The sequence below is a fragment of the Arthrobacter sp. YAF17 genome (genome assembly GCF_052113365.1).
In the GTDB taxonomy this organism is placed as follows: Bacteria; Actinomycetota; Actinomycetes; order Actinomycetales; family Micrococcaceae; genus Arthrobacter.
On sequence record NZ_JBFRDB010000010.1, the window covers coordinates 1 to 13,163 of the forward strand.

General features: G+C 68.0%; 14 protein-coding genes and 1 riboswitch. Of the genes, 4 read left to right on the plus strand and 10 right to left on the minus strand.

The features are described 5' to 3' along the window. Positions 1-114 precede the first annotated feature (114 nt). From AB4Y67_RS09920 to AB4Y67_RS09940, 5 genes are all read right to left on the minus strand, one after another. Positions 115-1,182: an EamA family transporter gene (locus tag AB4Y67_RS09920; protein WP_441405609.1), complete on the minus strand. Its 1,068-nt coding sequence runs from the start codon at positions 1,180-1,182 to the stop codon at positions 115-117. Positions 1,183-1,261: 79 nt separating this feature from the next. Beyond that, on the minus strand, positions 1,262-1,789 hold the full coding sequence (locus AB4Y67_RS09925; RefSeq protein ID WP_441405610.1) for a hypothetical protein: 528 nt from the start codon (positions 1,787-1,789) through the stop codon (positions 1,262-1,264). Between the two features lie 119 nt (positions 1,790-1,908). Then, entirely contained in the window at positions 1,909-2,436 is a 528-nt protein-coding gene (locus tag AB4Y67_RS09930) for a SixA phosphatase family protein (RefSeq protein ID WP_441405611.1), read from the minus strand. 55 nt (positions 2,437-2,491) lie between these two features. Then, complete coding sequence (locus AB4Y67_RS09935; protein ID WP_230012628.1) at positions 2,492-2,695, minus strand: dodecin family protein; 204 nt, start codon at positions 2,693-2,695, stop codon at positions 2,492-2,494. Positions 2,696-3,083: 388 nt separating this feature from the next. Next, positions 3,084-3,947: a winged helix-turn-helix domain-containing protein gene (locus AB4Y67_RS09940; RefSeq protein ID WP_441405612.1), complete on the minus strand. Its 864-nt coding sequence runs from the start codon at positions 3,945-3,947 to the stop codon at positions 3,084-3,086. Between the two features lie 625 nt (positions 3,948-4,572). On the opposite strand from AB4Y67_RS09940, the gene AB4Y67_RS09945 reads away from it, so the two are divergent. From AB4Y67_RS09945 to AB4Y67_RS09955, 3 genes are all read left to right on the plus strand, one after another. Further along, positions 4,573-5,313, plus strand: a complete 741-nt coding sequence (locus AB4Y67_RS09945) for a response regulator transcription factor (protein ID WP_441405613.1) — start codon at positions 4,573-4,575, stop codon at positions 5,311-5,313. 3 nt (positions 5,314-5,316) lie between these two features. Then, a complete protein-coding gene (locus tag AB4Y67_RS09950; protein ID WP_441405614.1) occupies positions 5,317-6,945 on the plus strand; it encodes an ATP-binding protein in 1,629 nt (542 codons plus the stop codon). A gap of 104 nt (positions 6,946-7,049) precedes the next feature. After that, positions 7,050-7,210, plus strand: a riboswitch (cyclic di-AMP (ydaO/yuaA leader). Further along, positions 7,209-7,991, plus strand: a complete 783-nt coding sequence (locus tag AB4Y67_RS09955) for a hypothetical protein (RefSeq protein ID WP_441405615.1) — start codon at positions 7,209-7,211, stop codon at positions 7,989-7,991. It overlaps the preceding riboswitch by 2 nt. A gap of 123 nt (positions 7,992-8,114) precedes the next feature. On the opposite strand, the gene AB4Y67_RS09960 is transcribed toward AB4Y67_RS09955, so the two are convergent. The 3 genes from AB4Y67_RS09960 to AB4Y67_RS09970 all read right to left on the minus strand — a co-directional run bounded on the left by AB4Y67_RS09960 (position 8,115) and on the right by AB4Y67_RS09970 (position 10,096). Then, positions 8,115-8,492, minus strand: a complete 378-nt coding sequence (locus AB4Y67_RS09960) for a glyoxalase superfamily protein (RefSeq protein ID WP_441405616.1) — start codon at positions 8,490-8,492, stop codon at positions 8,115-8,117. A gap of 92 nt (positions 8,493-8,584) precedes the next feature. Further along, positions 8,585-9,220 carry a uracil phosphoribosyltransferase gene (upp, locus tag AB4Y67_RS09965; protein ID WP_224048511.1) on the minus strand — a complete coding sequence of 212 codons (636 nt, stop codon included), beginning with the start codon at positions 9,218-9,220 and terminating at the stop codon, positions 8,585-8,587. A gap of 12 nt (positions 9,221-9,232) precedes the next feature. Beyond that, on the minus strand, positions 9,233-10,096 hold the full coding sequence (locus AB4Y67_RS09970; protein WP_441405617.1) for a phosphatase PAP2 family protein: 864 nt from the start codon (positions 10,094-10,096) through the stop codon (positions 9,233-9,235). 62 nt (positions 10,097-10,158) lie between these two features. On the opposite strand from AB4Y67_RS09970, the gene AB4Y67_RS09975 reads away from it, so the two are divergent. Beyond that, positions 10,159-10,662: a nucleoside deaminase gene (locus tag AB4Y67_RS09975; RefSeq protein ID WP_441405618.1), complete on the plus strand. Its 504-nt coding sequence runs from the start codon at positions 10,159-10,161 to the stop codon at positions 10,660-10,662. A 44-nt stretch (positions 10,663-10,706) separates the two neighbouring features. Here the strand turns inward: AB4Y67_RS09975 and AB4Y67_RS09980 are convergent, their stop codons facing one another. Both AB4Y67_RS09980 and AB4Y67_RS09985 read right to left on the minus strand, forming a co-directional pair. Next, complete coding sequence (locus tag AB4Y67_RS09980) at positions 10,707-11,957, minus strand: DNA glycosylase AlkZ-like family protein (RefSeq protein WP_441405619.1); 1,251 nt, start codon at positions 11,955-11,957, stop codon at positions 10,707-10,709. A 52-nt stretch (positions 11,958-12,009) separates the two neighbouring features. Next, entirely contained in the window at positions 12,010-13,134 is a 1,125-nt protein-coding gene (locus AB4Y67_RS09985) for a glycosyltransferase (RefSeq protein WP_441405620.1), read from the minus strand. Between the last annotated feature and the right edge of the window lie 29 nt (positions 13,135-13,163).

Genomic DNA, 13,163 nt, shown 5'->3' on the forward strand with positions numbered 1-13,163 from the left:
GTCCGCGGCACAGTCGGCAGCACCCCGGGCGGCCGCACGCCCCGCCGCCAAGGCGGGACCCGCCAAATCCGGTGCGGTCAGGGCAACGGGAACGACGGCGCAACCGGCCAAGGCTCAGTCGGCCCGGGTTCCCGCCCCGCGAGCGGCGTCCTCGGGCGTCAAGCGCCCGGCTTCCTCCGCCCGGAGTTCGGCTGCGGCCAAGTCACCCGGCACGTCAGCCGCGCGCCCCTCGCCGCGGACGTCGCCGCGCCGCTGAGCCCGCTGCCGGCGGTCCCGCCATCGACCATCCCGCGCCCGGAAGTCCCACGGGCGGATACTCGATGGCCGCAGCACCGCCGTCGCCACCCCGGCCAGCAGCAGCAGCCCGCCGGTCACCTCGGCGGGGGTCGGCACTTCGCCCAGGACGAGCCACGCCGTTGTCATCCCCACCACCGGCACCAGCAGGGTGAACGGCACGACGGCGGAGGACGGGTACAGTCCCAGCAGCCGGTTCCAGATGCCGTAGCCCACAAGGGAACCGAAGATGGCCGTATAGAGGGCGCTCAGCACGGTGACCGGCTGGACTTCCACCAGTGCCTGCGCCACCGCGGCCGGCCCGTCAACCAGCAGAGACAGGCCCAGCAGGGGCAGCGGCACCACGGCCCCTGACCACACGACGAGCCCCAGCCCGGACGCCGCTTTCGCCTTGCGGGCGACGATGTTGCCGGCGGCCCAGGACAGCGCCGCGGCGAGCACGATCATCAGGGGAAGCACCGGCGCGACCAGGCTGCGCCCGACGGCCACAACAGCGAGGCCGGCCACTCCCAGCACCACGCCGGCAAACTGCCGCCGGCTGGGCCGCTCGCCGAGGAACCCGGCCGCCAGGAGCACTGTCAGCAGGACCTGCGCCTGCAGGACCAGCGAAGCCAGGCCCGCGGGCATGCCCAGCGCCATGGCCAGATACAGCAGGCCGAACTGTCCGGCGCTCATCAACAGCCCGACGCCGACGATAGCCTTCCAGCCCACGTCGGGCTTACGGATGAAGAAGATACAAGGGACAACCACCAGGGTGAACCGCATCGCCACGAACAGCAGCGGCGGCACCTCCGCTCCGTCCGGATGCAGCCCGAGGTCTATCGCGACGAAGTTGAGGCCCCAGAGCACCGCGACGAGCAGGGCGAGGGCGGAATGACGGGTGTTCACCCTGCCACTATGCCGGTTCCTGCCCTGCTCCGCCGCAGTATCGGGCCCACGTGCCGAAGATTAGTCGGAGCGTGAACGGTCAGAGGTTGCGGGGATTGTCCTCGCGGGGCCTTTCGGTATGAGCCGGGTCATTGGGGGCCGGCTCGTTGGAAACCTGGCTGCCGTCCGGATTGGTGGTCGCCTGGCCGGCTGAGGCAGGGTTCCGGTCGCCGCGGTCGCGGCGAAGCTCTCCATTGCCGGAGGCTTCGCGGGGCGTTTGGGCATCCCGTTCGGTGGTGACGACGTCGGGGTCCAGTTCGTCCGCTTTCCGCAACTGTTCCTGGGCGCCGGCGCGCACGTGTTCGGCTTCCTGCTGCCGTTCGCGGGCTTCCTCCCGCAGGCGCTCGGCCTCGACTTCCGCCTGCTTCGCGTCGGCCTCGGCGCGGGCGGCCTTCGCCTCGCGCTCCCTTGCGCCGATCTCGTCGGTCTTGGCCTGTTCCCGCATTTCAACGGCCTTATTGCGGTTCGCTTCCACCTTGCGCTTGCGGCTGACCATGGTGACTACGACGACGATCGCGATCACTACAATGACGCCGATGATGATTCCAATAAGCTGTCCTGAATCCACGATGATTCCGCCTTTTCTCCCGATCGCCATTAGTCAACGAGTAGACAGCATCAGTAAACCGCAGAATCGCCTGCGTGACTATGCATCCGGGAATCGTTCCGGGAGCGGTGCCGCGGAGCTTATTTGGCCCGGGGAACCTTGAATTGTGTGAGCCTGGCGTCCTGGCCGTCCAGTTCGGCCCAAGTCTTTTCCGTCTCCATGATCGTCAGCGCGCTCGTGGGGTACCGCGTGGCGGCGTCCATGTAGGCGTCGTGGTCGGAATCCCTGGAGGCAAGGTGCATGGCGAGGTCCTGCACGCCGGGCATGTGCGAGATCACCATGAGGGTGGTCACGGTGTCCGGAACGTGGTTGATCACCGTCAGCATCCGCTTCGCTGAGGCGGCGTAGAGCCCGTCCTCGAGTTTCGGCGTCGGAGCCTTGTCGCCGAGTTCGCTGCAGACCCACGTGCACGTCTGCCGCGTGCGCAAAGCGCTGGAGCAGAGGATGAAGTCGGGGACCACGCCGTGCTTTAGCAGCCATTTTCCGGCCTGCGGGGCATCGCGGTGGCCGCGCTCTTCGAGCGGCCTTTCATGATCCGCGACGCCGCCGGGCCAGTCGGACTTGGCGTGCCGCATGATCACCAGCCGTTTGATGTGATGCGCGCTCATGGCTCAATCCTAGTGCGGCGGTTGATTCCGGTGCGCGCATCCCGCCAGCGGCCGCTCAGTCCTCAAGGACAAACGTCACCTCAAGCACGACGTGCCAGGCAACCACAGCGCCGTCGCTGATTTCGACCTTCTGTTCCTTCACCCACGCCCCCGTGACATTGCGCAAGGTCTTGTTGGCCCTGTCGACGCCCTCCTTAATGGCGGCATCAAACGAGGTCTTGGAGTTCGCGCTCAGGGTAGTGATCCGTGCAACAGACATGTCTTCCTCCCAATAGTCGGCCCAACGGTCCGAGACTACGCCGGACCCGGTAAACACAACAGAGTCCCCCCGACCCCAAAAGCCGCGGAGGCACATACGCGTCAGCCGGTTCCGTGCAAGACCATGTTCCGGCGAGTAAGGGCGCTGAAGCGTAGCGGCACATCCCGAAAGCGCCGTTGTCGCGTGAGCCCCGCCGTCGGGGTTCCCTGGCCGAGGGCCCACACCGGCGAGGGACCCGGCCTGAGCTTGCGAAGGCTGGGAGCCGGTGGGGACTTGCGAGGTTAGGGGGACGGCGGGAACCGGCGAGCGCAGGCGCCGAGGGATCGTGCCGCGAAAGCGAAAGCGCCCGCCCCTCCAAGAGGGACGGGCGCTTTGCATGGAACTAAGGCTAGATCGAGTATTCCGGAGCGGCCCAGACTACAACTTCGGGGTGCTCGTAGAAGCGGTAGCCCTGGCCGCGGACCGTACGCACGGTGTTGGCGAGGCGGCCGAGCTTGGAGCGCAGGCGGCGGATGTGGACGTCGATGGTGCGCTCGTTGGGCACCTCTTCGGCGTTCCGCCACAGGCCCTCGAGCAGCTCGTCGCGGCCCACGGTGCGGGTGCCGTTCTCCACGAGGTAGTTGAGGAGTTCGAATTCCTTGAACGTGAGGTTCAGGGATTCGCCGTCGAGCGCCACCTCACGGCGGGCAAGGTCAATCAGCACACCCGAGGGGCGCGGGTCCTGCGGCTGCTGCAGGCGGGCCGACTCGGACCGCTGGCGGGCGCCCACCGTGGGGTCACCGAACGTGGAACGGACGACGTCGAGCGCGGAGCCCGGGGCGCTGGCCGGGGCGACGGCGACGGCGGCGTAGCTTTCAGCGCCGGACACCAGGGACTGGGCGTAGGCCCGGATCTCCTGGGCAAGCTTGGCGATGGAAGTCCCGGCGGCCGCCGCGGTTTCCTCGTCGATCCCCATGTAGAGCACGAAGCCGCGGGCGACGTTGTCGTTGGGGACGGGACGGACGTGGCTGCCGTCACCCGGGGCGATCACGGGTGTCGGGGCCGTGGCCGGCGCCGGCGGAACAGCGCGGAGCTGCCCATAGGAGTTGGGGTTATATCCCTGGGGTGCATAGCCCGGGGCGGGGAAGCTGGCGCCGGATCCGGCGGGGGCGAAGGACGGGCGGCTGCCGAAGCCCTGGCGGATACCGGAGGCCTGGCCGGCCTTGCCGGCGTTACGGACGGAGATGTGGACGTATCCGGATGCAACTGACATGGATTGCTTACCTCAATGTGAATGGCCGTCATCGCGGCTCGAATGCTACTTTTCCCCGCAATGAAATCTGGGGAGGGGCGCCCTACGCTGGGCTGGGGGCGAATGCCTAGAAACTTTCGGGGTGTAAAAGTTAGGCGTGCATTCGACAACAACGCTTATCGGTATCAGCGGGTGTGCTGATCCAAAAAACTGCGACTGCAGGTGCTGTTGAGTTCTTGTTCACAATTGAAGTGTGCAACGTAACAATGAAAACTTGCAAGTAACAATGGACCCGAATGTCCACCATGCGAGACGAAACGCTGATTTGTCGCGCAGATCACAATTCTGCCGGGTCAATAAAATAACAATCGTTCTGGTTATCGAGCGCCCCCGCAGCCCTTGTGGCCGAATATTGTTCGTGCAACCAAGGCCAATCCGCAAAATAGTTCACGGCAAGCCAACCCGGACAGACAGTTCGCCTGCTTATCAATAGCCGCCGGCCGTCCCACAGAGTGGTCACCACGGGATTTCGAAAATTGCGGCCGGACCAGCGCTCCCGGGATGCCCAGCTCGCTAGGCTGGGATTCACAGGTGCCGCACAGGATCCCCAAAGGCGCGCCAAACCGGCAGATCGGAGAGTAGTCCCATGGCCACTTCGCACTCCATGACCAACAATCTCCCCCAGCTGACACACCCGGACGGTTCCCCCATCCGTGCCCTGGTCGTGGACGATGAGCCCAGCCTCTCCGAGCTCATGAGCATGGGCCTGCGCATGGCGGGCTGGTCGGTTGCTGTCGCGGCGGATGGCCCGGAGGCCATGAAGCTTGCCAAGGACTTCCGGCCCGACGTGCTGGTGCTTGACGTGATGCTTCCCGGGTTCGACGGCGTTGAACTGCTGGGCAGGATCCGCGCCTTCGCGCCGGAGGTGCCGGCCCTGTTCCTGACGGCGAAGGACGATGTCCAGGACCGCATCACCGGGCTGGCTGCCGGCGGGGACGACTATGTGACCAAGCCGTTCAGCATGGAGGAAGTGCTCCTGCGGCTGCACCGGCTGGTCCAACGTTCCGGGGTGGCCGCCATGGATACCGCCGAACTCGTCGTCGGAGACCTCGTCCTGAACATCGATACGCGGGAAGTGCGGCGGGCAGGGGAAGAGCTCCACCTCACGGCAACCCAGTTCGAGCTGCTGCGCTATCTCATGGAGAACCCAAAACGAGTCGTGAGCAAAGCCCAGATCCTTGACCGGGTCTGGGACTACGACTTCGGCGGGCAGGCCAACATCGTGGAGCTCTATATCTCTTACCTCCGCAAGAAGGTCGACGCCACCCACCCGCCCATGATCCACACGGTGCGGGGCGCCGGCTACGTCCTCAAGCCGGCGGACTGATCCGTGCCCGAACCCTCCGGCACTGCCAGCCGCTCCACTATCAAGTGGCGCGACCCGTCCACGTGGCACCTGCGCACCAGGCTTGTCCTCGTCGCCATGGCGCTGCTCGTGGCGATCTGCGGAGCCGTGGGACTTGTCAGTTATGCCTCGATGGACCTCTTCCTGACCCGGCAACTGGACACGCAGCTGCAACAGGCCTCGGACCGTGTCCGCGATTTTGGCCGCGCCGGCGGCCGTTCCGATCCCCTTGAGGCACGCGGCCAGGGGGTCGGCACCCTGAACGCCAGGATCGTGGACGAGTCGGTCAGCAGTGCCGGTTTTCTCGCGGAGGACGCCACCCGCAGGTCACTCACCGCCGACGACGACGAGATCCTCCTGAAGCTCTCCCCCCGCGACCAGCCGGTCAACCGGATCCTGTCCGCCGGTTCCTACCGGCTGGTGGCCGCGAAGGCCCAGAACGGCGACGTGATGGTGACCGGACTCCCACTTGCGGAGAAGCAGAACACGCTGGCCTCCCTGGTCTGGACCACCGTGGTCGTGTCCGCCGGGGGCCTCGTAGTGATCGGCCTGGTCGGGACGGCACTCATCCGCCGGACCATGAAGCCGCTGGATCAGCTCTCCGAGGTGGCGACGCAGGTCTCGCGCCTTCCGCTCGACGCCGGGGAAGTGGGACTTGCCGTACGGGTTCCGGCGTCGGCAGCCCATCCGGGAACCGAGGTGGGCAGCGTTGGCCATGCCCTGAACCTGATGCTGGACAACGTCTCGAATGCCCTCGAAGCCCGGCAGGAGAGCGAGATGAAGGTGCGCCAGTTCGTGGCGGATGCCTCGCATGAATTGCGCACACCGCTGACCGCCATCCGCGGCTACACCGAGCTGATGCGGATGACCGAGCATTTCACCCCCGACGGGCAGAAGTCCCTGGCCCGTGTTCAGAGCCAGTCCGAGCGGATGACCACCCTGGTGGAGGACCTGCTCCTGCTCGCCCGGCTGGATGAGGGCCAGCCGCTCAAGCTCAGCGACGTGGACCTCACCCAGCTGGCCGTGGAGACGGTGAGCGACGAGAAGGTGATGGCCCCGGACCGCGTCTGGCAGTTGGAGCTTCCCGAAGAGCCTGTGGTGGTTCGCGGAGACGCCACCCAGCTCCACCAGGTGCTGGCCAATCTGCTCTCCAACGCCCGCAAGCACACGGGGCCCGGAACGACCGTGGTGACCGGCGTAGGGCGCACCCCGGACGGGAGTGCCCTGGTGACGGTGACCGACAACGGGCCCGGGATCGCCCCCGAGTTTTTGGACCGCGTCTTTGCGCGCTTCACCCGGGCGGATGCCTCCCGGAAGAATCCGGTGCCGGTGACGACGCCGGCCGTCGTCCGGCGGCCCTTGCCGCACCTGCCGCTGCGCCCACCCCGGTCTCCGTCCGCCGCCGCTGCTTCCGCAGGGACCCCTTCGCCGACTTCCGCCGAGGGAACCAGCGGGCTGGGACTCTCGATCGTGCAGTCGATTGTTGAGGCTCACGGGGGGACGGTCAGCGTGACGTCGGCGCCCGGCCGGACCGAGTTTGTGGTGCGGCTGCCCGCGCCGAACCCAGTCCATGGGGAGCATCCGACGGCGCAAGCCGCCACACCGTCGTCGTGACCTCCGTTACCTAAATGTGACTTAAGCAGGCTGCTCCTGTACGGTTTTTAGAGTGTGGCCATCACTGACGCCGCACATCCGGATGCACGCCAAACTCTGCCGCCTCCCGGATTCCGCTGCACCAGGCAGAGGCGGGGGACCCAGAGTTCCCGGGCATTTGCAGATCTTGCACCCTTGGGGTGAAGCCGACACGTGAGATTCCGTGCGGCCGGATGACCTCATCCGAACCCGACAGCTAACTCCGCAGGCGTTGAGAGGCGATCATGACTGAATTCAAGCCACAAACGCGCCCTGACGGCGTTACGAAGAAGACCCGCTCCGAGGTGTCCCGCCACCGCGCTGAACCGGCCAAGCCCGTTTCAGCCCTGTCCCGGCTTGCCAAGAACTTCGGCACCACCGGCCGCCGCGCGGCCGTTGTTGCCGCCGCCTGCGCGGTGCTCGTGGGGGTCGGCGCTGCCGGGCATGCCTCCGAGACGGCTGCCCGCAATGCCACCGCGGGCACGTCCACGGAAGCAGCCCCCACTGCGGATGCCCTGACGCACCTCGATTTTGAGCGCGTCCGGGTCGACAACCAGACCACCTTCCCCACCGGCGGCGCCGCGGCCCAGTCCACCGAAGTCAAGCCTGCCGAAGCACCGGCCCCGGCAGCTGCCCCGGCCCTGGCAGCTGCCCCGGCTCCCGCTCCCGCTCCGGCGGCTGCCCCGGCACCGGCACCGGCGCCCGCCCCCGTTGCCATCGACGACCCGGCCGGCGCGCAGGCCTACGCGGCCAGCCAGCTGGGATCCCACGGCTGGGCTGTAGACCAAATGCAGTGCCTCACGAAGCTCTGGACCAAGGAGTCTGACTGGAAGACGACGGCCACCAACAAGAGCAGCGGCGCCTACGGCGTGGCCCAGGCCCTACCGGCCGAGAAGATGGCCAGCGCGGGCGCTGATTACCGGACCAACTACCGGACCCAGATCAACTGGGGCCTGAAGTACGTCAAGGACCGCTACGGCTCACCGTGTGGCGCCCTGAACTTCCACTACGCCCACAACTGGTACTAAACACCAGAATGTCGGACTGAACTGAGGCCCCGGATCCCACTGGATCCGGGGCCTTAGCTCTGCCGGCGACAGCCCGCCGGAACCGCCGGGCCGTCCGGCCGGACCGTTCGGCTTAGGGCGGGTCTAGCCGTTGGGACGGTTGGGCAGGTACTGCACCGCCCATTTATTGCCGTCGGGATCGGCGAAGTAGACGAAGTGCCCCCAGTCCTGGATATCGACGTCGCTGACATCCACGCCGTTGTCCTTGAGCTGCCGGTGGGCGGCCTGAATGTCGCTGACCACCAACTGCAGGCTGGGGGCGGTGCCGGGCGGAGCGTCGTTGAGCCCCTCGCCGATGGCGATCGAGCAGCCGGAACCGGGCGGGGTCAGCTGGACGAAACGGATGCCGTCCATGGGCCGCTCGTCGTAGTCGGCGTTGAAACCGACCTTATTGACGTAAAAATCCTTGGCGCGGTCCACGTCGGACACAGGGACAAAGACAAGCTCAAGTTTCCAGTCCATGGGGCACAGGCTAGTCCCGGACAGCGAATTGCGGTAGGGCAACCCCAAGTGCGTGAACCCGCCGCGGCGGCGGGACCCAACCCCGTGGCTGGTTAGCCGGCCACCCCGTAGAGGCGGTCGCCGGCGTCGCCCAGGCCCGGGACGATGTAGGACTTCTCGTTGAGCTTCTCGTCGATGGAGGCGAGCACGATCGTCACGTTGGCGTCCGAGAGCTCTTCTTCCAGCTTCGCGAGGCCTTCCGGAGCGGCCAGCAGGCAGATGCAGGTGACGTCGGAGGCGCCGCGCTTGAAGAGGAACTTGATGGCCTCACGCAGTGTGCCGCCGGTGGCGAGCATGGGGTCCAGGACAAAGATCTGGCGATCGGTGAGGTCCTCGGGGAGACGCTCGGCATACGTGATGATGTCCAGGGTCTCTTCATCCCGGGCCATGCCCAGGAAGCCGACCTCGGCGGTGGGGACCAGCTTGGTCATGCCTTCGAGCATGCCGAGTCCCGCACGCAGGATGGGGACCACCAGCGGCGTGGGCTTGGTGAAAGCGGTGCCGATCGTGGTGCTGACCGGGGTCTCGATGGTGACCGGTTCGGTGCGGACTTCGCGGGTGGCCTCGTACGCCAGGAGCGTGACCAGTTCCTCGGTGAGCTGGCGGAAGACCGGGGACGGGGTGTTCTTGTCCCGCAGAACGGTGAGCTTATGGGCGACCAGCGGGTGGTCCACAACGAAAGTGCGCATGGGTCAAAACTATCACCCAGCGGCCGGTGGCCCGCCCGTGGGACCGCGGGCGCCGACGTCGTCCTTACCGCCGGACTGGCCCTCTTTGCCGGTGCCGCTGCCGGTGACCCCGTCGCCGTCTTTGAGGTGCGCGGGGTGGTCGAACGTGGGCGCGGGACCCGCCTGTTCCCGGTGCCGCAGCACATGGAAGAATCTGTGGGCCATGATCACGATCGCCACCCAGGCCAACCCCAGCAGCCATCCGAAGATCACATCGGTCATCCAGTGATGGCCCAGGAAGACCCGACTCATCCCCATTGCCGCCACGAAAACCACACCGGCAGCGATCAGGGCAACCCGCGCAATTGTGCGCTTCACCTGCAGGCAGGCGAGGTACACCACGAGACCGATCACCACCGTGGTGTTGAGCGTGTGTCCACTGGGGAACGACGGCGAGTCCTCGTAGGGAGGCACGGCGTCCGCGTGGTCGGGGCGGTTCCGGCCGATCAGTTTCTTGCCCAGCGTGGTGGCCGTGGTGGACACAGCTGCGGCGGCGCCGATAAGGATCAGCGGCCGCCAGGTCCGGGAGGCCCAGATGAGCCACGCCGTGAGGATACTGGCCAGGATCGGCATGCCGATTCCTCCGCCGATGTTGGTGAACCCTGTAACGAAGGAGTCCAATCCAGGGCTGCGGAGCTGTTCCATAAACGCCAGGGTTGGCTTGTCCAGATTCGCCAGGCCGGCGTCGTCCACCACGTTGTCGTAGACTTCGGCGCTGAGCACCGCCAGGAGAACCACCAGCACGCCACCCGCAAGCATCGTGACCCACAGGGCGGCGTAGGGCACAACCCACTTGCCCCAGCGCCGCATCAGCCAGCTCTCAGTCCTGGTGGTCACGTCCGTCTCCTGCCTCCTCCGTGCTGCACAGCTTGCTTAGTGTTCGAAACTATCATTGAGCCATGACTTCCCCTGAGCCCCGCCATGCCGAGTGGATGGGCCTTGCCCTGGGCGAGGCACGTGCCGCGCTGGCCACGGCGGACGTGCCGATCGGCGCCGTCGTCATCGGCCCCGACGGCACTGTGCTGGGCCGCGGACGCAACGAACGGGAGGCGCTCGGGGACCCGACGGCGCACGCTGAGATGGTGGCCATCCGCGCGGCTGCCGCGCGGCTGCAGGAACTCAGCGCCCAGGGCGGGAAGTCCGGTGACGGCTGGCGGCTGGAGGACTGCACCCTGGTGGTGACGCTGGAGCCCTGCGCCATGTGCGCCGGGGCCGTGGTGCTGGCCCGGATTCCCCGCGTGGTGTTCGGGGCATGGGACGAGAAGGCAGGGGCCGCCGGCTCCGTGTTCGACATTCTCCGCGAGCGCCGCCTCAACCACTGGGTGGAAGTGTACGGCGGGGTCAGGGAGCAGGAATGCGCGGTGCTGCTGCGGGACTTCTTCGCCGGGCACCGGGGCGCCTGAGCCTTCGCCATCGCGTCTCCCATGCCAGCGGCGTCCCGGCCGCGCTACCTGCCGGTGGCGGAGCCTGCTGCGGCCGCCAGGTTGTCGATCCGCTTCTGCCGGGTAGCCGGTGAGTCGAGGCTGAACGCGCGGAAGTCGCCCAGGTCCTCGCGGATCCAGTCCTCGGTTTCGGCGATCCGCCGGGTCACGGCGTCCGTGGGCGCGCGGAACAGCCAGGGCACGATCCGTTCCTTGCCGGGATCGTACTGCCACAGCCCGATGATCCGGCCCCGGTCGAAGATGGGATGGTCCGGCAGGTCCGCCTGAAGCGCCAGCGAGCCCAGAGCCTGGGTGTGCTGGTCCTCATCGGCCAGCAGTTCGGCGGCATTGCGCCGCAACAGCGCGAGGGAATCCGTTCCGGCGAGCAGCTGGATCTGTTCGTCCGCCGGTTCTTCGAATCCGCCGAGCCGTTCGACGTCGTCGGGCAGCATCCACAGCACGTCCCCGGCGGCGGTGGGAACCTCCACGGCGCCGGCCGCTGCCAGCGCCGCCTTGCTCTGGGCCACGGTGAACGCCGTGAACCACTGCGATTGTTTGAACGTGGCCCCTCCGGTCCAGCCCAGGTAGCGGCGGATCAGTTCGGCGCGGACCTCGTCGTCGTCGAGCGGGCTGGGCGGCAGGTTCCAGAGTTCGTAAGCATAGCGCTGCTGGTCCAGGCGCCCGTTGGCCGGGACGCGGCGGATCCGGCCCTGCGCCTGCAGGATGCCGAGGGCCGTGGGCAGCGTGGTGGCTGCACCTTTCTTTTTGCCTTCCTCGCCGAGGTTCCGTACGGATTCGCCGAGTTCCTCCTTGAGCTGCCGCGGGTCCAGCGGGACGGCGGCCTCGGCGAGCACGTGCAGCACCTGCTCCTCCAGCAGCGTGATCTCGCCGCGGTCCACCCCGAGCCTGCCGAGCACCCGGAATGCCTCGCCGGCATCCTTGCCCAGCTTGAGGGCCCAGGCGAAGTCGTCCCGGCCAAGGACGTAGGTGCAGCCGCGCGCGGTCGGCAGTTCCAGGATCCGGTGCGCCAGGACATCGGCGTCCACCTGTTCACGCCGGATGCCGGCGCGGGCGAAAAGCGTGAGGTAGGGATTGGCGCCGCCCACGGAGCGGGCCCAGCCCGCCCGGGCAAACACCTGCTCCGAGGTGCAGCCGGCCAGCGAGCCGTCCAGGCCCTGTTTGTGCCAGGCCCAGGCGCGGAGCTTCTCCCGGGTGAGGGTCCGGGCCGGCGGCGCGTTCGCGGTCAAGGGCTGCGTGCTCAAGGGCTGGGGCGTCATGGGGTCATTGTCCAACAGCTTGCGCGGCAGGGGAATCTTCCGCGCCAGGCTTTTACTCCCCCGCGGCAGACGGCGGCGCCGCCGGGTGTTCCGGGTTCACCGCTTCCAGCACGGTCCGGGCCGTGGCGTCCCAGCCGGGCAACCGGTCCCGCGCGTCGAGCGCCGCGGCCCGCCAGCGGGTCCGGAGGGAGGGGTTGGACAGCCAGCGCCGCAGCACCTCCGCGAGGGGAGCCGGGTCCGTGCCAAGGGCGACGGCGGTACCGGGAAGGGGCGGTGCCGTGCCGTGCTCTGGCGTGGGCGTTGTCGACAGCGTCGGCGTCGGCGTTGGCGGAGGGGTGCCGGCGGCGAGCGCTTCGACGGCGCCGGTCCCGGCACGGACCACGACGGGCACACCCCGGGCAATCGATTCCGTGACCACGAGCCCGAAGGTCTCGGCCTGCGAGATGAGCAGGCTGAGGTCGGCCGCAGCCCACTCCGCTTCGAGCGCTCCGCCCCGCAACTCCCCCGGGATCCGGACGCGGCCCTCCAGCCCGAGCCGCGTCACCGCGTCCCGGAGCTTCGCGGCATAGGCCGGGTCCGCGGTGTCGGAACCGATCAGCGACGCGGTCCACGGCAGGTCCGTCAGGGCCGACAGCGCGGCAAGGAGCAGTGACTGATCCTTGTTGGGCAACAGGGCGGCGACAGCCAGGAGATGCGGCGGCTCCGATCCCAACGCCAGAGCGGCGCTGTCCGTGCCCGGCAGCGCAACCAGGATGCCGTGGAGTCCGTGCCTGGCGCGGATCCGGGCCGCAGCAGAAGTGCTCGTGCAGATCACCCCGGCCGCCGCCCGCAATGCCCGGCGTTCCAGCCCGGCTCCATCTTGCCCCGTGTCGTCCAACGGCATGTGGAGCAGGATCCAGGCGGGCCGGCCGGCGGCTGCGGCGGCTGCCAGCTCCTCCGGCGCCCCGCAGGCGAGGAGCCCGTCGACAATCGTGACCTTATGCCCGGCGGTGCTCCCGGAGGCTCCGCCGTCGTCGTCGCCGTCGTCACTGAGCAGGCCGGCCAGCAGGCGCCGGTCCTCCGCGCTGCCTACCGGCCAGCCGCCGTCGAGCGGACAGGTCTCCACGTCCGCCCCCAGCGCGGCCAGCTCCCGGGCGAGGGCGGCGTTGTAGACGTTGCCGCCGGAGTTGTGGCGCACGTTGCCAGGCACCACAAGCCGGAGGCGGA